General features: G+C 67.0%; 25 protein-coding genes and 1 pseudogene. 16 read left to right on the forward strand and 10 right to left on the reverse strand.

Going from position 1 to position 19,163, the window contains the following annotated elements:
• Positions 1–47: 47 nt before the first annotated feature.
• The gene (locus tag OG966_RS36870; RefSeq protein WP_326654436.1) at positions 48–452 is read right to left on the reverse strand and encodes an ArsR/SmtB family transcription factor; all 405 of its coding nucleotides are present in this window, start codon (positions 450–452) and stop codon (positions 48–50) included.
• Positions 453–558: 106 nt separating this feature from the next.
• Here OG966_RS36870 and arsM point away from each other — a divergent pair.
• Positions 559–1,302 (forward strand): annotated as a pseudogene (gene arsM, locus OG966_RS36875) (arsenite methyltransferase); the annotation flags it as partial.
• Positions 1,303–1,506: 204 nt separating this feature from the next.
• Here the strand turns inward: arsM and OG966_RS36880 are convergent.
• From OG966_RS36880 to OG966_RS36895, 4 genes are read right to left on the reverse strand one after another with little or no spacing between them, the layout of a single operon-like run.
• Positions 1,507–2,697 carry an ABC transporter ATP-binding protein gene (locus OG966_RS36880; RefSeq protein WP_326654437.1) on the reverse strand — a complete coding sequence of 397 codons (1,191 nt, stop codon included), beginning with the start codon at positions 2,695–2,697 and terminating at the stop codon, positions 1,507–1,509.
• Positions 2,698–2,735: 38 nt separating this feature from the next.
• The gene (locus tag OG966_RS36885) at positions 2,736–3,569 is read right to left on the reverse strand and encodes a carbohydrate ABC transporter permease (protein WP_326654438.1); all 834 of its coding nucleotides are present in this window, start codon (positions 3,567–3,569) and stop codon (positions 2,736–2,738) included.
• Positions 3,569–4,501, reverse strand: coding sequence for a carbohydrate ABC transporter permease (locus OG966_RS36890; protein ID WP_326654439.1), 933 nt, complete (start codon positions 4,499–4,501; stop codon positions 3,569–3,571). The genes OG966_RS36885 and OG966_RS36890 overlap by 1 nt, the downstream gene beginning before the upstream one ends.
• On the reverse strand, positions 4,498–5,724 hold the full coding sequence (locus OG966_RS36895; protein WP_326654440.1) for an ABC transporter substrate-binding protein: 1,227 nt from the start codon (positions 5,722–5,724) through the stop codon (positions 4,498–4,500). Before OG966_RS36895 ends, OG966_RS36890 begins: the two co-directional genes overlap by 4 nt.
• A 357-nt stretch (positions 5,725–6,081) precedes the next feature.
• On the opposite strand from OG966_RS36895, the gene OG966_RS36900 reads away from it, so the two are divergent.
• The 4 genes from OG966_RS36900 to OG966_RS36915 all read left to right on the forward strand — a co-directional run bounded on the left by OG966_RS36900 (position 6,082) and on the right by OG966_RS36915 (position 8,384).
• Positions 6,082–6,378 (forward strand): DUF1876 domain-containing protein, encoded by a 297-nt coding sequence (locus tag OG966_RS36900; protein WP_326654441.1) that lies wholly within the window; start codon positions 6,082–6,084, stop codon positions 6,376–6,378.
• 111 nt (positions 6,379–6,489) lie between these two features.
• Complete coding sequence (locus OG966_RS36905) at positions 6,490–7,047, forward strand: hypothetical protein (RefSeq protein WP_326654442.1); 558 nt, start codon at positions 6,490–6,492, stop codon at positions 7,045–7,047.
• Positions 7,048–7,347: 300 nt separating this feature from the next.
• A complete protein-coding gene (locus OG966_RS36910) occupies positions 7,348–7,857 on the forward strand; it encodes a mycothiol transferase (RefSeq protein ID WP_326654444.1) in 510 nt (169 codons plus the stop codon).
• Between the two features lie 182 nt (positions 7,858–8,039).
• Complete coding sequence (locus OG966_RS36915) at positions 8,040–8,384, forward strand: DUF3140 domain-containing protein (protein WP_326654445.1); 345 nt, start codon at positions 8,040–8,042, stop codon at positions 8,382–8,384.
• A gap of 105 nt (positions 8,385–8,489) precedes the next feature.
• Here the strand turns inward: OG966_RS36915 and OG966_RS36920 are convergent, their stop codons facing one another.
• The 5 genes from OG966_RS36920 to OG966_RS36940 form a co-directional block, all read right to left on the reverse strand.
• On the reverse strand, positions 8,490–8,663 hold the full coding sequence (locus OG966_RS36920) for a CsbD family protein (RefSeq protein ID WP_326654446.1): 174 nt from the start codon (positions 8,661–8,663) through the stop codon (positions 8,490–8,492).
• A gap of 129 nt (positions 8,664–8,792) precedes the next feature.
• Positions 8,793–9,326 (reverse strand): type 1 glutamine amidotransferase domain-containing protein, encoded by a 534-nt coding sequence (locus tag OG966_RS36925; protein WP_326655525.1) that lies wholly within the window; start codon positions 9,324–9,326, stop codon positions 8,793–8,795.
• 201 nt (positions 9,327–9,527) lie between these two features.
• Complete coding sequence (locus OG966_RS36930; RefSeq protein WP_326654447.1) at positions 9,528–11,078, reverse strand: FAD-dependent oxidoreductase; 1,551 nt, start codon at positions 11,076–11,078, stop codon at positions 9,528–9,530.
• Positions 11,079–11,176: 98 nt separating this feature from the next.
• The gene (locus OG966_RS36935) at positions 11,177–11,422 is read right to left on the reverse strand and encodes a DUF6158 family protein (RefSeq protein ID WP_326654448.1); all 246 of its coding nucleotides are present in this window, start codon (positions 11,420–11,422) and stop codon (positions 11,177–11,179) included.
• A gap of 280 nt (positions 11,423–11,702) precedes the next feature.
• The gene (locus OG966_RS36940) at positions 11,703–11,858 is read right to left on the reverse strand and encodes a DUF6131 family protein (protein WP_326654449.1); all 156 of its coding nucleotides are present in this window, start codon (positions 11,856–11,858) and stop codon (positions 11,703–11,705) included.
• A 265-nt stretch (positions 11,859–12,123) separates the two neighbouring features.
• Here OG966_RS36940 and OG966_RS36945 point away from each other — a divergent pair, with 265 nt between their 5' ends.
• The 11 genes from OG966_RS36945 to OG966_RS36995 all read left to right on the forward strand — a co-directional run bounded on the left by OG966_RS36945 (position 12,124) and on the right by OG966_RS36995 (position 18,990).
• On the forward strand, positions 12,124–12,444 hold the full coding sequence (locus OG966_RS36945; RefSeq protein WP_326654450.1) for a gas vesicle protein GvpO: 321 nt from the start codon (positions 12,124–12,126) through the stop codon (positions 12,442–12,444).
• Positions 12,445–12,478: 34 nt separating this feature from the next.
• Positions 12,479–12,943 carry a gas vesicle structural protein GvpA gene (locus OG966_RS36950; protein ID WP_326654451.1) on the forward strand — a complete coding sequence of 155 codons (465 nt, stop codon included), beginning with the start codon at positions 12,479–12,481 and terminating at the stop codon, positions 12,941–12,943.
• 3 nt (positions 12,944–12,946) lie between these two features.
• Entirely contained in the window at positions 12,947–13,693 is a 747-nt protein-coding gene (locus tag OG966_RS36955) for a GvpL/GvpF family gas vesicle protein (protein ID WP_326654452.1), read from the forward strand.
• Between the two features lies 1 nt (position 13,694).
• Complete coding sequence (locus tag OG966_RS36960) at positions 13,695–13,943, forward strand: gas vesicle protein GvpG (protein WP_326654453.1); 249 nt, start codon at positions 13,695–13,697, stop codon at positions 13,941–13,943.
• A 7-nt stretch (positions 13,944–13,950) separates the two neighbouring features.
• Positions 13,951–15,045, forward strand: coding sequence for a histone protein (locus OG966_RS36965; RefSeq protein WP_326654454.1), 1,095 nt, complete (start codon positions 13,951–13,953; stop codon positions 15,043–15,045).
• A gap of 6 nt (positions 15,046–15,051) precedes the next feature.
• Positions 15,052–16,041: an SRPBCC family protein gene (locus OG966_RS36970; protein WP_326654455.1), complete on the forward strand. Its 990-nt coding sequence runs from the start codon at positions 15,052–15,054 to the stop codon at positions 16,039–16,041.
• 9 nt (positions 16,042–16,050) lie between these two features.
• Positions 16,051–16,410, forward strand: a complete 360-nt coding sequence (locus OG966_RS36975) for a gas vesicle protein (RefSeq protein ID WP_326654456.1) — start codon at positions 16,051–16,053, stop codon at positions 16,408–16,410.
• A complete protein-coding gene (locus OG966_RS36980) occupies positions 16,407–17,210 on the forward strand; it encodes a GvpL/GvpF family gas vesicle protein (RefSeq protein ID WP_326654457.1) in 804 nt (267 codons plus the stop codon). The genes OG966_RS36975 and OG966_RS36980 overlap by 4 nt, the downstream gene beginning before the upstream one ends.
• Before the next feature lie 3 nt (positions 17,211–17,213).
• Positions 17,214–17,441 (forward strand): gas vesicle protein, encoded by a 228-nt coding sequence (locus OG966_RS36985; protein WP_326654458.1) that lies wholly within the window; start codon positions 17,214–17,216, stop codon positions 17,439–17,441.
• The gene (locus tag OG966_RS36990; protein ID WP_326654459.1) at positions 17,438–17,716 is read left to right on the forward strand and encodes a gas vesicle protein K; all 279 of its coding nucleotides are present in this window, start codon (positions 17,438–17,440) and stop codon (positions 17,714–17,716) included. The genes OG966_RS36985 and OG966_RS36990 overlap by 4 nt, the downstream gene beginning before the upstream one ends.
• Positions 17,717–17,907: 191 nt before the next feature.
• The gene (locus tag OG966_RS36995) at positions 17,908–18,990 is read left to right on the forward strand and encodes a YihY/virulence factor BrkB family protein (protein ID WP_326654460.1); all 1,083 of its coding nucleotides are present in this window, start codon (positions 17,908–17,910) and stop codon (positions 18,988–18,990) included.
• Positions 18,991–19,163: the final 173 nt, after the last annotated feature.

Here is a 19,163-nt window from a genome sequence, read left to right on the forward strand (position 1 = left end):
GTGGGCGAACGGAGCCGTGATGCGGAGCTCCCGGAGGTGGTTGCCGGTTACCGGGCCGACCCGGTCGCGCCGTCGAGGGACTGACGGGCCTGAGATCCGGGACGGGTGAGGATGCCGGCGAGCTTGTCGGTCATCTCGGGCAGCAGCCAGTAGTACACCCACGTCCCGCGTCGTTCGCAGTCGATCAGCCCGGCCTGACGCAGCAGCTTGAGGTGGTGGGAGATCGTCGGCTGCGACAGGTCGAACGCCGGGGTCAGGTCGCAGACACAGATCTCGCCGCCGTCGCGCGAGGCGATCATCGACAGCAACCTGAGTCGCACCGGGTCGCCCAGGGCCTTGAAGACCTTGGCCAGCTCGACGGCCCGGTTCTCGTCCAGGGGAGCGGTCAGCAGAGTGGGGCAGCATCCGCCGATGCCGTCCTGGCCAAGTGTCACGAGGTCTTGTTTCGACATACTTCTATGTTGACATCCCTCTATTCAAGGCGCAACCTTGAATTCAAGAACATCGATATAGCCGTCCTGGGGCTGCACCGGCCCCGGCCATCGAGGAGTGAAGGTCATGAGCGAGCAGTCCACCGATCTGCGCGAGACCGTCCGCCGGCGCTATGCGGCCGCAGCCGTCCAGGTCGCCGAGGGCAAAAGCACCTGTTGCGGCCCCCAGGCCGTCGAGGTCGACGAGAACTTCGGCTCCACTCTCTATGCCGCCGACGAGCGCGACGCCCTCCCGGCCGAGGCCGTCGCCGCCTCCCTGGGCTGTGGGAACCCGATCGCCGTCGCCGACCTGAACGAAGGCGACCGCGTCCTCGACCTCGGCTCCGGCGGTGGCATCGACGTCCTCCTCTCCGCTCGTCGCGTCGGCCCCACCGGCAAGGCCTACGGCCTGGACATGACCGAGGAAATGCTGGCCCTTGCTCTGGCGAACAGGAAGAAGGCCGGCGCCACCAACGTCGAATTCCTGAAGGGCACCATCGAGGCCATCCCCCTCCCGGCGAACACGATCGACGTCGTCATCTCCAACTGCGTCATCAACCTGTCCACCGACAAGCAGGCGGTATTCGCCGAGACCTACCGCGTGCTGGTCCCCGGCGGCCGGATCGGCGTCTCCGACGTCATCGCCGACGACACCCTCACCCCCGCCCAGCGTGCCGAGCGAGGCGACTATGTCGGCTGCATCGCCGGCGCCCTCTCCTTCACCGAATACCGGCAAGGGCTGAAGGCGGCCGGGTTCATCGACATCGAGATCACTCCCACCCCCGCCGTCGCCGACGGCATGCACTCCGCCATCGTCCGCGCCACAAAGCCGGCCACCTACACAGCCACCGCCACCGACGGGGACACCGCCGCCGACACCGACGGGAACCGGGACGGCTGCTGCGGAGTCACCGCCTGTTGCACCACGGGCGAACAGGCCACCGACCCGACCACCACCGTCGCCGATGCCAAGGCCGCATCGGGCTGCGCCTGCAACTGACCTGACACGACGGCGACGGGGCCCGCCGGGATCCGCTCATCCGCCATCGTTCTCCCGGTGGGTGAGGTTCAGACCGGCGCGTGGGTCGAAGACATGCATCCTCGAGGTGTCCACCCACAGTTCGGCCCGGCTCCCCTCGCGGACCTGTGTCCCCGTACTGAGCCGGACGACCACCTGGTGGCCGCTGGCTCCCGTCTCACTGATGCCGGAATCGGCGGCCAGCTCCTCCAGTTCCGAGGTGGTGGTCGGCTGCCAGTCCTCCTCGGTGAAGTAGGCGTAGACATCCGAGCCCAAGGACTCCACCACATCCACGGTGGTGGTGAAGGTCATCCCCGACCGGCCCGGATCGACCATGGCGGCATCCTCGAAGGCTTCGGGCCGCAGACCCACGATGAGGTCCAGCGGCGCGTTCTGGCGCTCCAGACTCCGGCGTACCTCGTCGGACAGCGGGAGGTCGCCGACGATGGTGCGCAGCACGTTCTCCTCCAGGGTGGCGTGGAGGAAGTTCATGGCGGGTGAGCCGATGAAACCAGCGACGAACAGGTTGCGTGGCTCGTCGTAGAGATACTGGGGGGTGCCGACCTGCTGAACGACACCGCCGCGCATGACGACCACGCGGTCCCCGAGCGTCATCGCCTCGGTCTGGTCATGGGTGACGTAGACGGTGGTGGTGCCCAGACGTTGCTGAAGGCGCGAGATCTGGGTGCGCATCTGTACCCGGAGCTTGGCGTCCAGGTTGGACAGCGGCTCGTCCATCAGGAACGCCTTGGGGTTGCGGACAATGGCACGGCCCATGGCGACGCGCTGACGCTGGCCGCCCGAGAGGTTCGCGGGTTTGCGGTCCAGATGATCCGTCAGGTCGAGGATGCGGGCGGCCTCCTCCACCTTGCTCCTGATGGTGGCCTTGTCGACCTTGGCCAGGCGCAGGGCGAAGCCCATGTTCTCCCGCACGGTCATGTGCGGATAGAGGGCGTAACTCTGGAAGACCATGGCGATGTCGCGGTCCTTGGGCGCCTTGTCGTTGACGACCTGGTTGTCGATGCGGAGGGTGCCGTCGGTGATGTCCTCAAGTCCGGCGATCATGTTGAGCGTGGTGGACTTGCCGCAACCGGAGGGCCCGACCAGGATGACGAATTCCCCGTCGCCCACTGTGAGGTTGACGTCCCGCACGGCCACGGCGCCGTCGGGATACCTCTTGGTGATGCCCTCGAGAACGATCTCGGCCACAGTCGGTGCTCCTTGTCCTGACGGCCGGCTGCTGCCGGTCAGCCCTTGACGGCCCCGGACGTCAGTCCGGCGACGATGCGCCGCTGGAACAGCAGCACGAAGGCGATGATCGGAATGGTGATCACTACCGCGGCGGCGGCGATCGAACCGGTGGGTTGCTGGAACTGGCTGCTCCCGGTGAAGAAGGCGATCGCCGCAGGCACTGTGCGGGCCCTGGTTGTCGAGGTCAGGGAGATGGCGAACAGGAAGTCGTTCCAGCAGAAGATGAAGACGAGGATGGCGGTGGTGAACACGCCCGGCGCGGCCAGCGGAGCGATCACCAGCCGGAAGGCCTGGGCGGGAGTGGCCCCGTCGACCTTGGCCGCTTTCTCCAGATCCCACGGGATCTCCCGGAAGAACGCCGAGAGGGTGTAGATCGCGAGCGGGAGGGAGAAGGTCATGTACGGGATGATCAGCCCCGGCCAGGTGTCGAAGATCCCCAGGATGCGCTCGATGTTGAAGAGCGGGGACACCAGGGAGATCGGCGGGAACATCGCGATCAACAGGGACATGCCGATCAGCAGCCTCTTGCCGGGGAAGCGGAGCCTCGCTACGGCGTAGGCGGCCATGGTGCCCAGCACAACGGCGATCACTGTGGCGATCAGGGCGATACCGATCGAGTTGATCAGGGCCCGGGTGAACTCCGAGGTCTGGAAGATGCCGCTGTAGTTCTCCAGGGTCCACTGCTGAGGGACGAAGCTGCCGTCGGTGAGGGTGCTGGGGTCCTTGAACGACAGGGCCGCGATCCACCAGACGGGGAACAGGGCATAGGCGATCACCACGGTGTTGGCGATGGCCCAGCCCGTGACATGCCTCTTGCCCGCGCCCGCCATCAGCGTCCCGCCTCCTGTGAGCCGGGAGCGGCAGCCCCGAAGAGTTTGATGAAGGCGAAGGCGATCACGCCGACGCACAGGAAGATGAGCACGGAGATCGCCGATCCGATGCCGAGGTTGAGCGCGGTGAACAGGTTGTCGTAGCCGAGGATCGACACCGAGCCGGTGCCATGAGCACCCGAGGTCAGCACATAGATGTTGTCGAAGACCCGGAAGGCGTCCAGGGTGCGGAACAGCAGGGCCACCAGGATGGCCGGCTTCATCAGCGGCACCGTGACGAGAATGAAGCGCTGCCAGGCGGACGCACCGTCGACCATGGCGGCGCGCAGCGTCTCCTCGGGCACCAGGGCGAGTCCGGCCAGCAGCAGGAGTGCCATGAAGGGGGTGGTCTTCCAGACCTCGGCGAGGATGATCAGCCCGATGGCCGGCCACTGCTCGGTCAGCGGGGCATCACCGGACGGCAGCAGTGCGGCGAGATAGCCCGTGTCCGGGGTCCAGGCGTACTGCCAGGAATAGGCGGCGACCACGGTGACGATGCCGTAGGGGATCAGGATCGCGGTACGTACGGTTCCCCGGCCGAAGATCGCGCGATGCATGACCAGGGCCAGCGCGAAGCCGAGGACGAGTTCCACGGCTACGGAGATGACGGTGATGAACAGGGTGACCCAGAACGCCTCCCACCAGAACTCGGAGGAGAGTACGGCCGCGTAGTTGCTCAGGCCCACGAAGCGCGCTTGATCCGGGAAGCGCAGGTCGTAGCGTTGCAGCGACAGGTAGATCGCGTAGCCGATGGGGTAGGCGGTGACGGCGAGCATGACGACCACCGCGGGCGCGCACAACAGCCATCCCAGCCGTCGCTCCTGCCGCGCGCCCTCGGACAACGCCTCGGCCCCGCCCGGGGCCGCCGACGTGGCGGGAGTCGCGGTGTTCACGGGATCAGCCCCTTGGACTGGAGGGCGTCCTCGATCTGGCTGCCGATGTGTTCGACGTCGCTCCGCGGATTGATCGCCGAGGGCGGGGAGAGCGTGTGCGAGATCGCGATGGACACGTTCTGGTAGGCGGGGGTCTGGGGGCGGACGCTGGCGTTCTCCAGTGCCGAGAGCACTTCGGTAGCGAACGGGTAGCTCTTGAAGAGTGTCTTGTCGAAGTAGAGCGCGCGCAGGGTGGGGGGCAGCCCGCCCTTGAGCGCCGCGGCCATCTGGTTCTGACGATTGCGCAAGCACAGCGCGGCCTCGTACGCGAGGTCGGGGTGGCGCGAGTAGGCGCCGATGGCGAGGTCGATGCCGCCGATGGTGGGTTTGGATGGCCGGCCGGGGTCCACGCCGGGGTACGGCGCCCAACGGAAACTCTTGAACAGAGCGGGCTTGTTCGACTTCATCGACGGATAGACGAATGGGTAGTTCAGCTCGAAGGCAGCGTTTCCCGACTCCATGGCCAGCCGGTTCTGATCCTCCATCTGGTTGGACAGCGAGGGGTCCGCGGCGGGTGAGGTGGCCAGGTTGTGCATGATCGTGGCCGCTTGGACCGCGGGCGGCCCGAGCGAGGGTGCTGTGGCTGTGGCGTTGAGGATGGAGCCGCCAGCGCTCTCCACGAGTGTGTTGAACCAGACCGTCAGCCCTTCGTACTGGGCGCCCTGAATCTCGACGTAGTGAGGCTTGCCCTCCTTGGCGAGGCCGCGCGCCATACCGAGCATCTCGGCCCAGGTCTTGGGCGGTTTGGGCACGAGGTCGCTTCGGTACCACAGCAACTGGGTGTTGGTGTTGTACGGGACGGCGTACAGCTTGCCCTTCCACGTCGCCGTCTGCAGCGGCACTTCGAGGGTGCCCGCGGTGGCACTGCGGCGATTGCCGCCCGTCCACGGCAGGATCCAGTTGGCCTCGGCGAACTCCGGGGCCCAGGTGACATCGAGGCCCAGGATGTCCAGGGTGTCGTCGTGTGCGGCGAGTCGGCGGACGAGCTGCTGACGCTGGCCGTCCGCGCCGCGCGGGAGCTTGTTGTACACGATGCGGTAGCGCCCGCCCGAGGCACGGGTGCAGTTGCTCGCCGCGCCGGCCAGGGCGCCTGAGTCGTCGGGGAAGTTGTACCAGTTCAGGCTGACCGGGCCGGATTCCTCCGAGCCGCAGGAGGTGAGCAGTCCGGCCAGCAGGGGAATCACGGTGAGGCACCGCAGGCGCCGTGCGGTGCCACGGCCTGCGAGTCGCGGCGATGCGCCGCCGCGCGCCCGTGCCCGACCGTTTGTGTGCCCCACCGTTCACCTCCCGGACCTCGCAGCACGGGGTGCCTGGTCATCCCGCGCAGCGCCTCCGTCCCCGGAACGTAATGGCTCCCCCGCGGCTACCGTCGCAACGCGTCGTGCCGGAGTCAGGAGATCCCCCGGATGGCCAGCCCCTTGCTCCGCGCGTCCGCCTGTTTCCTGTTTGTGGATGGCGCGCGCCCGGGCCCCGCTGGAGGGATCCTGAAGGCAGGACCGTGCTGCGGCGGCGCGCCGCGGCCGCGGGTGAGGAGGTGCGCGATGACTCGGACACTGGAGTGGCAGGTCCGCGTCTGCCTGACCGAGGAGGACGGCACGACGAAGGCCGAGGCGGTGCTGGACACCGGCACCGCGACGCTCACCGGTCATGGGACAGCCCACTGCAATCCCCAGGACGTGGACGTCCCCGCGATCGGCGACGAACTGGCCGCGAGCCGGGCCATGAGGGACATCGCCGGGCAGCTGATGAGGGTGGCCGACCGTGACCTGGAGGCCGTGGGCGCCGGAGCGGGGAGCGGACCCATCCCGCCGCCGTACGGCTGGTCGGACATCGCCTAGCAGCGCCGTTGCGGCTGGGGCACGAGTACGAGGCGGTGGAGATCAGGACCTGAACAATCAGGCTCCCGCGTAGAGTTCACGCCTCGGCGGTGTGGAGGGGCGGGGGAGACGATGAGCAGGGCTCGGGTGTGGTGGTGTGCGGGTACGTATGGAGTCCTGGCGCTGGTGGCCGCGGGCTGTACGGCGCCCGCCCCGGATGTCGATCCCACGCTGAGGAAGACACTCCAGCCGGTCGTGCATGACGCAGCGGTCGCCGGACTGGAGAATGAGGGCGGCATGCTCGCCGACTCCTCGTTCGCCTCCACGGCCCGGTGGTTCTGTACGGAGAAGGTCGTCGAGATCCGCGAGGTCGATGGCGGGGTCCTGAAGGTGGGTCTGGTCACGCAGTGCTCGGAACTGGCGGCGCGGGGCAGGACCCTTGTCGAGGGAACAGCCGTCCGAGGGCCGTTGCTGATGGAACTCTCCAAGGACGGGAAGGGCGGCTACCACGTACGCCGCCAGGACAGTCCGCCCGACGGTGCGGGCTATGACGAGTGGATCGGCCGTTCGTTCTCGGAAGGGGGCGCGGCGTTGGTGCGGCGCGAGGACTGGGACCGTACGAGCTCGCTGGAGTCGGCCGCCCGCACGCATTTCCGGCTGCCGCCGGACGCGCCGGTTACCGCGCTGTAATCGCGCAGCCCGCGTCTCGGCTCCTCCGCCCCCCCCAAAGCCTCGGCCGGCGTGCGCTCGTCAACCCGCGGTCCGGCCGCTGCCTGGATGTGACCGGCTTCAACTCGGCCAACAGCACCCAGGTGGTCCTGGGGGACCGCATGATTCTGAGACGCCACGCCCCCTGTGCATGCCCCGCTACTTCGTGTCGAACGCATGGACCGGGGCGGGAAAGGGTTCATGGTGGTTCAGGAGACATGACCACTGTGGTTCCGGAGACATGACCACGTGCCGGAACAGCCCAGGACCGAGGATCAGTGCATGAACAGCTCAGAATTGCTGGCGGACGCGTTCGAGCGTGTACGGGAGGCGGTGCACGCAGCGGCGGATGGGCTTTCACCGGACAGCCTCAACGCCCGGCTGGACCCTGGCGCGAATTCGATCGCCTGGCTCGTGTGGCATTTGACGCGTATCCAGGACGATCACGTGGCTGATGCAGCCGCATGGGAGCAGGTGTGGTTCTCCCAGGGCTGGGCGGACCGTTTCGAGCTGCCCTTTGCGAAGGGGGCGACCGGGTTCGGCCACTCCAGCAAGCAGGTCGCCGCGGTGCGGGTCCAGTCCGCCGAGCTGCTGCTCGGCTACTACGACGCAGTCCACGAGCAGACCATTCGATTCGTCCGCGGGCTCGACGACGCAGCGCTCGACAGAGTCGTGGACGAGACCTGGTCCCCGCCGGTCACCCTGGGCGTCCGGCTGATCAGCGTCCTCGCCGACGACCTGCAGCACGTCGGCCAGGCAGCATTCATCCGGGGCTCCCTGGAACGCCGTTGACGTGCTCCCGGCCCCGACCAATCCGCCGGGGACTCCTGCCAGGTCGTCCGGTCGTCTCGGGCTCGACATGTTTGGAGTCCTTGTCGATCGGTCACCCGAAGGCCATCGGCAGGGCCGAAAACAGCCGCGTGCGATCGTCGGCGCGGCTGCCTGCAGAGACGGCACGATGGACGGAGCCGAGCATGGGTGAGATGGACGCAGTCGAGAGCGAGGCGCTCTGGGACGAGTTTCATCAGTTGGTGAACATGACGTCCCAGGAACTGAGCGCATGGCTCGAGACCCGCGAGGCGGCCGAGAGTACGGAAACATTGCCGACGGGCGTCGACACCGAGGCGGGCCGGCATGTGCTGTCGATTCTGTTGAAGCGGCGTGTCGATCTCACCGACGATGACGTGCACGTCATGCACCAGGTCGTGGAAGCGGTCGAAACGCGGCAGGAGCAGGTAGGTGGCGCCGGGGACATTGAGTGGCGTCACAGCCTCATGACCCTCGGGCACGATCCACTCAAGCCGGGAAGCCGAAGGTAGAGCTGGGTCCGGTCCGAGGGATTGCGGGCGGAGAAGCCGGTTTGCGCCAGAGGGCTGGACCTGAGGCGGGGGCGCCACAGGTCCAGCCCTTGAGTAATACCAGGCTTACCGTCCGGACTTCTTCGCCTGATCGGCCGCCTTTTCCGCAACTTCCTGGGTCTTGCCGGCAATCTGCTCGCCGCGGCCTTCCGCCCGCATACCCAGGTCGTCGGTGGCCTTGCCGGCCGTTTCCTTCATCTTTCCCTTGGCCTGCTTTGCCTTTGCTTTTGCCTTACTCATGATCATTGCCCTTTCGCGTGGGGTGGGCTGATTACACATCCTGCACGCATCACCCAGAGTGCGCATTTGGGTGGCTATGGTTATCGCTGAGGGTGGCTATCCATCGGTCTCTCCCCGGAGTACGGCAGCTCAGTAGCCGAACTCCGGAATGAACGCCGAACAGAAAGCCTTCAGATCGGCGGGTTTCCGGCTCGTGATCAGGGTGGCGGGGGCGGCGCGGCAGACCTCGACCTGCTCGTCCACCCATGTGCCGCCCGCGTTGCGGATGTCGGTCTGCAGGCTGGGCCAGGAGGTCAGCGTCCTCCCGCGCACTGCGTCGGCCTCCACCAGCGTCCAGGGGGCGTGGCAGATCGCCGCAACCGGCTTGGCGATGTCGAAGAACTGTTTGACGAATGCCACGGCCGATTTATCCATGCGCAGTGCGTCCGGATTGGCGACACCTCCGGGAAGTACCAGCCCCACGTAGTCATCGGCGTTGCTCTCGGTGATCGTCCGGTCGACGGGGAAGGTGTCGGCCTTGTCGAGGTGATGGAAAGCCTGTACGCGTCCGGACTTCGTCGAGATCAGTTCCGGCTCGCCGCCGGCGTCGACGACGGCTTGCCAGGGGTCGGTCAGCTCGACCTGTTCCACACCCTCGGGAGCCATGAGAAAGGCCACTCGCACGGGACTCACGTCCTTTCATCATCGCGCGGCGATATGTACCTGCCATCTCGACAGCGACTGCCCACATTGCGGCGTCATATCCCAAGTTTTCCGAAATTTTCGGACCGAATGGCAGAAGCGGGGCTGCCTTGCGCGATTCTGGCGGCGAGCCGCTGGGAGTCCGGGAGCAGACCGGGATGCGGGTGTCCGAGTCCGCGGCCTTCATCGCCCGGTTCCGGGCACCTCGCGTGATTCCAGTGCCTTGGCGGCGGGTCCGTGCAGGACCGAACCGTCCGTCGCGAAGCGGGAGCCGTGGCATGGGCATTCCCAGACCCGCTCGGCATCGTTGAACTGCACCAGACAGCCGAGGTGGCTGCAGCGCGCGGAGAGAACGCTGGCGTTCCCGGACTCGTCGCGGTACACGGCGCAGCGCCTTCCCTCCAGCCGTACGACCGCTCCGCTGCCGGGCGGGATGTCGTTCACCGAGTCGACGTGGTGGGTGTGCAAGCGGTCGCCGACGAAGTGCCGGGCGACAGCGGTCTGGAGCTTCGCCAGCTCCACCGTCTCGCTCACCCCGGGCAGCCTCCGCGGGTCGTAGAGGTCGGTCCAGGCAGGCCGCCCGCCGCCCGCGATATGAGCCGCGAGCAGCCGGCCGGCCATCACCCCGTTGCTCATGCCCCAGCCGCCGAAGCCGGTGGCCACATAGAGGTGTTGGGTGCCCGGGTGGGCATGTCCGACGTACGGCAGGTGGTCGCTCGAGTCGTTGTCCTGCGCCGACCAGCGGTAGGCGCTGTCGGCTTCGGCGAAGCCGGGCATCCGCTCGCGCGCCCAGGAGTCGAGACGCGCGAACCGTTCCCGTACGCCTCCGGCCCCCGGCTCGAACGATTCACCGGTGACGATGAGCAGCCGGCGTTCTTCGTCGAGGGGAGCACTGCGCACCGAACGCACTCTGTCCTCGGGACTCATGTACATGCCCGTCGGCGCGAGAGCGGCCGGCACCGGCGCGGCGACCACCAGTTCCCGCCGGGGCTTGAGCCGGGTGAAGAGGAGGGTGCGGTCGAATACCGGGTAATGCGTCGCGATGACGGCATCCCGCGCCTCGACCGTGACTCCGCTCTCCGTCGACAGTCGGCAGCGGCTGCCGTCGTGAAGTGCGGTGACACGGCTGCGTTCGTGAACGCGGCCGCCCGCGGCGACGAACTTCTCGGCCAGGGCGAGCAGAAACTTCCGCGGATGAAATTGGAGCTGGCCCTCGACTCGCACCGCGCCGGACACCGGGAAGGGCAGTTCTGTCCCGGTCACGAAGGAAGCGTCGAGTCCTGCCCTGCGGGCCGCCTCCGCCTCGTCCCTGATCGCGTCCGCGCGCTGCGGATCCTCCGCGTACGTGTAGGCGGGGGCACGCTCCAGGTCGGCGTCGATGTCCAGCTGGGCGCAGAGAGCGGCGGTCCGGTCGACCGCGTCCTGCTGCGAGAGCGCATACAACCCGGCGTTGTCGGCGCCGTGCTTCGCCTCGAGCCGCGCGTATCCCAGACCGTGCAGGGACGTCAGCTTGGCTGTCGTGTATCCGGTCACTCCGGCGGCGATCCGGTCAGCCTCCAGGACGACGACGTCCAGGCCCGCACTCAGCAGTTCCCATGCGGTGCACAGGCCTGCGATGCCACCACCGATGACGGCGACGTCTGCGGTCAGGTCCTCGCCGACGGGTGGGTATCCGGTATCGGGAGTGGTGGCCATCCAGTACGACTCGTCGATTGTCGGGCGTTCCGAAGCCATGATTCCCGCCTTCCCCGCCCTGCCCTACGGCTGACGGCGGCGCGCGTGCACGGGCTTCCATCGGTCCGAGGCGCCGAGGGCGCGACGTCTCGCACTGATCACTCGGTCCTCGCGCGGGCGCCTTCCCGTGTCCTGCCGCTCGCCGCGGGGCGGTCGGCATGGCGCTTCAGATACTCGGCTTCAAGTTCCGTCATGCGGATGCTGTGCGCCACCAGTGCGTTCTGTGAACCGTGCAGCAGTGTGTCGTGCCGCGTGCGGTGAATGGTCTCGAGCTCCCGCAGCAGCTGCTGGTCGTCGAGATCTGCCGGGCCCACACCCCTGCGCCTGCCTCCAGCGTCGGTCATCGAATTTCCTTCCGTCCGCTCCCCTCGGGTACCGGTTACCCGTCGGGGAAGCGGCGACACGCCGGATCGGAGGCACCGTTGCCGGGAGCTTGCCGGGAGCTTGCCGGGAGCTTGCCGGGAGCTTGCGGGGCCGGGGGCCGGGGGCCGGGGGCCGCGGTGGCCGCGGTCACGCGTTCAGGAGGCCGGCGCGGGACGGCGCGCCGAGTCGCCTGCTTCCGGGGCCGTATCGCCGTCAGATGTATGTGCATGAACTACGCGAGCGCCCCCGTAGCGCGCTCCTCTACCAGTAGTGCCGCCGTCCGCCGACCGCGTGCCCGACGGACCCCAAGATCCACAAAATTGCCCCGATCACGATCAGGATGATCCCGATGGTCCAGAGGATGCTGATACCGGCCAGGAATCCGATGAGAAGCAGAATGACGCCCAGAGCGATCACGGTGTCCTCCGATGCCGCAAATAGATGCCTCTACCACTTTGCTCTTCGGCGGATCAGGCGGCAACCGCTCCCGGGTCCACACCGTGCCCGGGCGCCGCGGGGGCTCGCTGCCGGTGGCCGCGGCCGCGGTTGACCGTTAGGCCCGCGGTCGGGGCAGGCGTGCGCTGCACTCGACGTGCCGATTTCGGGGAGACGAGGGTGTAGCTGCCACGCCGACGGCTCAGTACAAGATGCGCCGTGCCTGTTGGCGATGAGACTTGTACTCATGGCAGAAGAGCGGCGCACGCGGGATCGGTCCTCGGTAAAGACGTCGGGCCGGCGAACCTCTTCCCCTCGGGGGCCGGAGCAGGCTGCCCGCGATGCCTGCCAGCAGCTGGAGCGGCTGATCAGCCATTCGGTAGAGGGCGCGTCGGCAGTACGACGTACGGAAGACGGATGGTGCGTCGTCGTGGACGTTCTCGAGGTGGCTCGAATTCCGGACACAACGAGCTTGCTCGCCTCGTACGAGGTGCAACTCGATCAGAGCGGTGAGCTCTTGGAGTACCGCAGGGTCCGCCGCTATCGAAGGGGCTCCGCCGACGAATGATCTGCGCTGCCCGACCAGCTGAGAGGACGACCCTATGCCCACGACCGTCTACTCCGACGAGGTTGCGTGCCCGCCGCGCGCCGGCACGTTGTACGACGTGCTGGAACTCATCCTGGACCGGGGCATGGTCATCGACGTGTTCATCCGGGTCTCCCTGGTGGGCATCGAGATCCTCAAGATAGACGCCCGCATTGTGGTCGCCAGCGTCGACACCTATCTGCGGTTCGCCGAAGCGTGCAACCGGCTGGACCTGGAGCGCGACTCGCGCAGCACCACCGTCCCGGAGCTGTTCGGCGGCGGTGCGGCCAAGGCTGTCGGCAAGCGCAAGGTGAAGAAGGCCGCGGAAGCCGTGGGTGACACCGTGCGGAAGGCGGTCGGAAGCCGCGATGACGAAGAGTCCGACGAGTCCGAAGAGTCCGAAGAGGAGCAGCAGGAGCGTCCCCGTCGGCGCGCGTCTGCCGGCAGCGGGGCCCGTCGACGCCGACGCGTGGAGGCATGACCGGTGACGAACCATGGTGTGTACGTCTACGCGATCATCCGGACCGGAAGGCCGCTGCCGGCTGACTCTACCGGCGTGGGCAACCCGCCTGCTTCCCTGCGGGTGGTCCGGCAGGGGCCTGTCACCGCCGTCGTCAGCGATGCGCCCCCGCAGCTGCGTGCACGGCGTCGCGACCTGCTCGCACACCAGGACCTGCTGATGCACCTGGCTGACGGCGGACCGGTGCTGCCGATGCGCTTCGGAATGGTTGCACCGGATGAGGAGGCCGTGCGCAAGCAACTGGAGGCCGCCGAGACGCGCCACATCGCGGCGTTGGAGCACCTGGACGGCGGGGTCGAGATGAATATCAAGGCCCTTCCGGCCCAGAACGGCTTGGCCGCCCTCGTCGCCGAGGACAAGAACATCAGGCGACTCCGCGAGGATGTACGTCGCCATCCCAGCTACGACGCCACTCTCCGGCTGGGTGAAGCCGTGGCCGGGGCGCTGTCCCGCAGGGCGGCCGAAGCCGGTCAGCGGGCGGTGCGCGAGCTCACGCCCGTGGCCCGCGCGGTGGCAGCGGGACCGGAAGTTCAGGGGTGCGCTCTCAACGTGTCCTTCCTCGTCAACCGGAGCGACAGCGACGTCTTCCGAACGACGGCGCAGCGGTTTGCTGATGCCCACCGTGAACGCGTCGAGCTTCGCATTGCGGGGCCTCTGCCGTGCTACAGCTTCGTCGCGGCAGAGGGCACTCCCACGCCGGCTGGAGCATGACATGGGACTCCTCACGGGACTGCTCACATTCCCTCTCGCACCGGTCCGCGGAGTGATCTGGGTAGCGGAGAAAGTCAATGAAGCCGCCGACCGCCAGTTGCATGACCCCGCCGTACTGCGCGCCCAACTGGTCGCGCTGAATCAGGAGCTCGAAGACGGAAACATCAGTCAAGAGGAGTTCGAGCGAGAAGAGGAGCGGCTGCTCGACCGACTCCATGAAGCGTCCTGCGCGCGGAATGAACGAAGGTGACTAACCCATGGACGAGCAAACCAAGTTGGCCCTCGCCGTGTCAATCGTGGGCGGCTACGTGCTGGGCCGCACCAAGAAAGGCCGACTGGCCCTCACCGTGGCAACGTATATCGCGGGCAGGCGATTCGGGCTGGAACCGCGTCAGCTCGCCGCTGAAGGGATGCGCAGGCTGGGTGAGATCCCACAATTCGCCGAGCTGCAGGAGCAATTGAAGGGGGAAGTCCTCGACGCCGGCCGCAAGGCGGTGACAGCTACAGCGAACCGAGGGATGAGCTCGCTGGCTGACGCCATCAGTGACCGTACAGCGCGCCTCGGCGAGGGAGAGGAAGAGGAAGAGTACGAGGAGGAGCCGGAGGAGGAGTACGAGGAGGAGGAGCCGGAAGAGGAGGAGCAAGAGGAAGAGGAGGAGCCGGAGGAGGAGTACGAGGAGGAGCCGGAGGAGGAGTACGAGGAGGAGGAGCCGGAAGAGGAGGAGCAAGAGGAAGAGGAGGAGCCGGAGGAGGAGTACGAGGAGGAGGAAGAACCGGAAGAGGAGCCGGAAGAAGAGGAAGAGGAGGAAGAGGAAGACGAAGAGGAGGAGCCGGAGGAGGTAAGTCCGCGACGGCGCCGCAGTGTGCAGAGGCCCCGAGGGCGCTCCACGAAGGCCGCAGGCAGGAAGAGGGCCCCTGCGAAGAAGGCCGCGGCGAAGAAGACCGCCCCCGCGAAGAAGGCGGCCCCGGCCAAGAAGGCCGCGGCGAAGAAGACCGCCCCCGCGAAGAAGGCCGCGGCGAAGAAGACGGCCCCGGCCAAGAAGAGCGCGGCGAAGAAGACCGCCCCGGCGAAGAAGGCTGCGCCGGCCAAGAAGAGCGCGGCGAAGAAGACCGCCCCGGCCAAGAAGGCTGCGCCGGCCAAGAAGAGCGCGGCGAAGAAGACCGCCCCGGCCAAGAAGGCTGCGCCGGCCAAGAAGACCGCGGCCAAGAAGACGGCCCCGGCCAAGAAAACCGCGGCCAAGAAGACCGCGGCGAAGAAGACGGCCCCGGCCAAGAAGAGCGCGGCGAAGAAGACGACGTCATCCCAGCGCGGCGCCAAGAAGACAACCAACCGCGCCGATCGCCGGAGGTAGCCAGCCATGGCCAGGACGCAAAGGAACGAGCCCGAGGCAGAAGAATCAGGTGTCGACCGTCTCCGCGAGGAGATGTCGAACTTCCTCAGCACGCAGGTGGGACGACTCGCCGAGAAGGCAGGTGAAAAGCTCACTGACGTCACAGGCCGGCTTACCGATGTCGCCGAGAACGGTGGGTCACTCATGCCTGCGCTCGGCTCCATCATGCAGGGAGAGTCGCCGCTGAAGGCCTTTGTCACCCAGAAGGCAAAGGGCGTCAAGGACAACGTCGTGGACAAAGCCAAAGACGCCCTGGGCGGCGGCAAGAAGAAGGGCAAGGGCAGCGGCGGCAAGTCCATGAACATCGTCGAAGTCCTCGATGTGGGAGTGCCCCTGCGTACGGCCTACGACTACTGGACGCAGTACGACCAGTTCAGCAGTTTCACCAAGGGGGTCCGGGACGTCTCGATGAGCGACGAGATGTCCAGTGACTGGAAGGTCAAAGTCGGGCCTTCCTCGCGGAGCTTCAAAGCGACCGTGCAGGAGCAGATTCCCGACGACCGCATCGTATGGACCTCCGAGGGCCCCAAGGGCACCACCCGCGGTGCCGTCAGTTTCCATGAGCTGGCGCCGACTCTGACCCGCATCGTCCTGGTCGTGGAGTACTACCCGTCCGGGTTCTTCGAGAAGACCGGCAACCTGTGGCGCGCACAAGGTCGCCGAATGCGACTGGACTTCAAACATTTCCAGCGGTACGTCACCCTCACCGACGAAGAGCCCGAAGGCTGGCGCGGCGAAATCCGTGACGCCGAGGTCGTCGTGTCCCATGAAGAGGCCATGGAGGAGGAAGAAGCAGCTGATGACGAGGCCGAGGACACGGAGGAGGACGACTACGAGGACGGTGACGGGGAGGGCGAAGAGGAGGACGAAGAGGACGAGGAGGGCGAGGAGGGCGAGGAGGAGGACGGTGAGTGGGAGGACGAAGAGGAACCCGCCGACGAGGAGAGAGAGGACTGAGGCGCCCACGTGACCGACGTCGACTTCAGACAAGGCTCCCACCCCGTTCCCGGGCCCCAGAACTCCAACCTCGCCGACATTCTTGAACGCGTCCTCGACAAGGGGATCGTTATCGCCGGCGATATCAAGATCGACCTTCTCGACATCGAGCTCCTGACCATCCGGCTCCGTCTGTTCGTGGCATCCGTGGACACGGCGAAGAAGGCCGGCATCGACTGGTGGGAGACCGACCCGGCACTGAGTTCCCGAGCGTCCCGCAGTGCCTTGCAGGACGAGAATCACCGGCTGCGTGAGCGCCTGGAAGCGCTCGAATCGAAGGTGGACGACACTTCGTCCCTGCAACGGACCAAGGAGAAACGAGGCACATGAAGGAGCAGGACCCCGACTCCGCCGATGCCGTCGCGACCTACGTCTTCGCTGTCTGCCGGACCCTGGAGGCGGCCACGGTGACGGGGCTGCCCGGCCTTACGGACGATGCGCCCGTGCGAAAACTGCCGTTCGGGACGCTCACCGCTGTCGTCCAGCACGTGCCCGCTGCCGACTTCATCGACGAGGCCTGGCAGGAGCGCCTCTCGGACCGCGACGCACTCGAGCGCTGTGCACGCGCTCACCATGAAGTGGTTTCGGTCGTTGCCGCCGGTGGCCCCACGATTCCCCTTCCGCTGGCGACTCTGTACCTCAGCGATGAGAGCGCACGGAAGAAGCTGCAGAGTGAGGCGGACCGTTTCCACGCCGTTCTGAAGCGCATCGAGAATCACGCCGAATGGGGAGTGAAGGTGTACGCCCCCAGCGCCCCGCCGGACACCGCCCGCCACACCACCCGGCCCGCTGTATCCGCCTCTCCGGCCGCGGGCGCCGGACTTGCCTATCTGGACCGCAAACGAGGTATTCAGCAACGGCGTGAACGTCATCAGGAAGAGACGTTGCGCATCGCGGACGAAGTGGATGCCGAACTCCAGAACCTGGCAACCGCGTTCCGCAGGCTGCGGACACACGGCCAGGAGCCGGCGGGCAATCGGCGGATTCAGATTCTCAACGCCACGTATCTGGTGGCTGAGCAACGCGTTCATGAGCTCGGCCGGCTCGCGGAGACATTGCGGCAGCGGACCGGAGCACAGATCGAGGTTTCAGGGCCCTGGGTGCCGTACTCCTTCGTCGGGGAGGTGTAAGCCATGACGCACGAGGTGGTGCCCTGGGATGCTCCGGGGCCCTTGTCGGGCCCCATCGGGGTTCCGCTCGTCGATCTCCTGGACCGCGTTCTGGGCACTGGCGTAGTCATCAGCGGTGATTTGGTCATCGCGATCGCCGAGGTTCCACTGGTGCGGCTGTCCCTGCACGCTCTGCTTTCGTCCGTCAACGAGCGAGTTCCCGCACCTTGGGCGGACGGAGGCCCCCTATGACGACCAGTCGGCTCGATGTGGACCGGGACCAGATGGGACGCGACCTGGTCACGCTTGTTCTGACCGTGGTGGAGCTCCTCAGACAGCTGATGGAACGTCAGGCAATCCGGCGGGTTGAACTGGGCGACCTCACTGATGGGCAGGTCGAGGAGATCGGTACAACACTCATGCTGCTCGAGCAACGCATGACCGAACTCTGTGACCAGCACGGGCTGCGTCAGGAGGACCTCAACCTCGACCTCGGACCACTCGGAACCCTTCTTCCGCGCAGCTGAATGCCGGGACCGAGCCGCAGGGGGCAGTGCCCGGGTCTGTTCTCGGGGGCTACGAGATGATGACACCGTGCGCCTGCCCCAGTACGGCGCGGCGTCGGCTGGGCGGCATGCCCGGTCACCTTCCGACCAGGCGCCGGGTTCGGGTGCCCGGCACCGGGTTCAGGACGGCGGTTTGTGGTTACCCGCACGGTATGGCACCGATGTGGCAGCGCAAGCGGGACGAGCGGCACCAGCAGGACGGCGGGCACCGTCAGGCAGGCCGTGGGACGGATTCGGGGCCGGACGGCGGCCGGATCGGGCCGGCTCCGCAGGTGGAGCGGGACGCTCCGGACGCGCCGACAGCGATGGAGAAGAAGTCGTGGAGGGCGGTGCTGAAGCGGACGGTGGCGGAGTTCAAGGATGACGAGCTCGCCGACCGTGCAGCGGCACTGACCTACTACGGCGTGCTGGCACTCTTCCCCGCACTGCTGGTCCTGGTCTCGCTGCTCGGCATCGCGAGTGAGTCGGTGACCGAAAGGGTTCTGGACAACATCAAGCGGCTGACTCCCGGCTCGGCGCGCGAAATCATCTCGAACGCAATCGAGCAGCTCCAGGGCAGCAGTGGCACCGGATCGGTGCTGGCGATTGTCGGTCTGCTGGTTGCCCTGTGGTCTGCGTCGGGGTACGTGGCGGCGTTCATCCGCACGTCCAATGCCGTCTACGACGTGCCCGAGGGTCGCCCGGTCTGGAAGGTGCTGCCGGTGCGGCTGGGCCTCACGCTGGTGCTGATGATCCTTGCCTGCGTCAGCACGTTGATCGTGGTGTTCACCGGCGGTCTGGCCCGGCAGGTGGGTACGGCGCTGGGGATCGGGGACACGGCGCTGACGGTGTGGTCGATCGCCAAGTGGCCGGTCCTGGTGGTGCTGGTCACCATCATGATCGCGATCCTGTACTGGGCGTCGCCGAACGCGAAGGGCCGCGGATTCAAGTGGATCAGCCCGGGGAGTTTTCTGGCCCTGGTGATCTGGATGATCGCCTCGGCGGGCTTTGCCTTCTACGTCGGGAACTTTGCCTCCTACAACAAGACCTACGGCACCCTGGCCGGCGTGATCATCTTCCTGGTCTGGCTGTGGATCACGAATCTGGCGATCCTTCTGGGCCTGGAATTCGACGCGGAAATGGTCCGCGAACGCGCGATCATCGGCGGCCACCCCGAGAAGGAAGAGCCCTACGTGGAGCCGCGTGACACCCGCACATGGACCGAAGAGGAACACAAGGAGATGGGCGACCGCTGACCCGCCCATGCCGGGGAAAATCGCGAACGGTCTCAAGCGGGGCGTTGCGTCCGGCGACGGGAAAGGGGTGATCATGCGTCCATGGCTGCCTCGGCCGGGGCGGCGGACAGCCGAATGGGCGGGCCGGGCTCGGGTACTCGCGAAGAGATCAAGCCGTGCACGAACCGAACGGA

Source organism: Streptomyces sp. NBC_01750, assembly GCF_035918095.1.
In the GTDB taxonomy this organism is placed as follows: Bacteria; Actinomycetota; Actinomycetes; order Streptomycetales; family Streptomycetaceae; genus Streptomyces.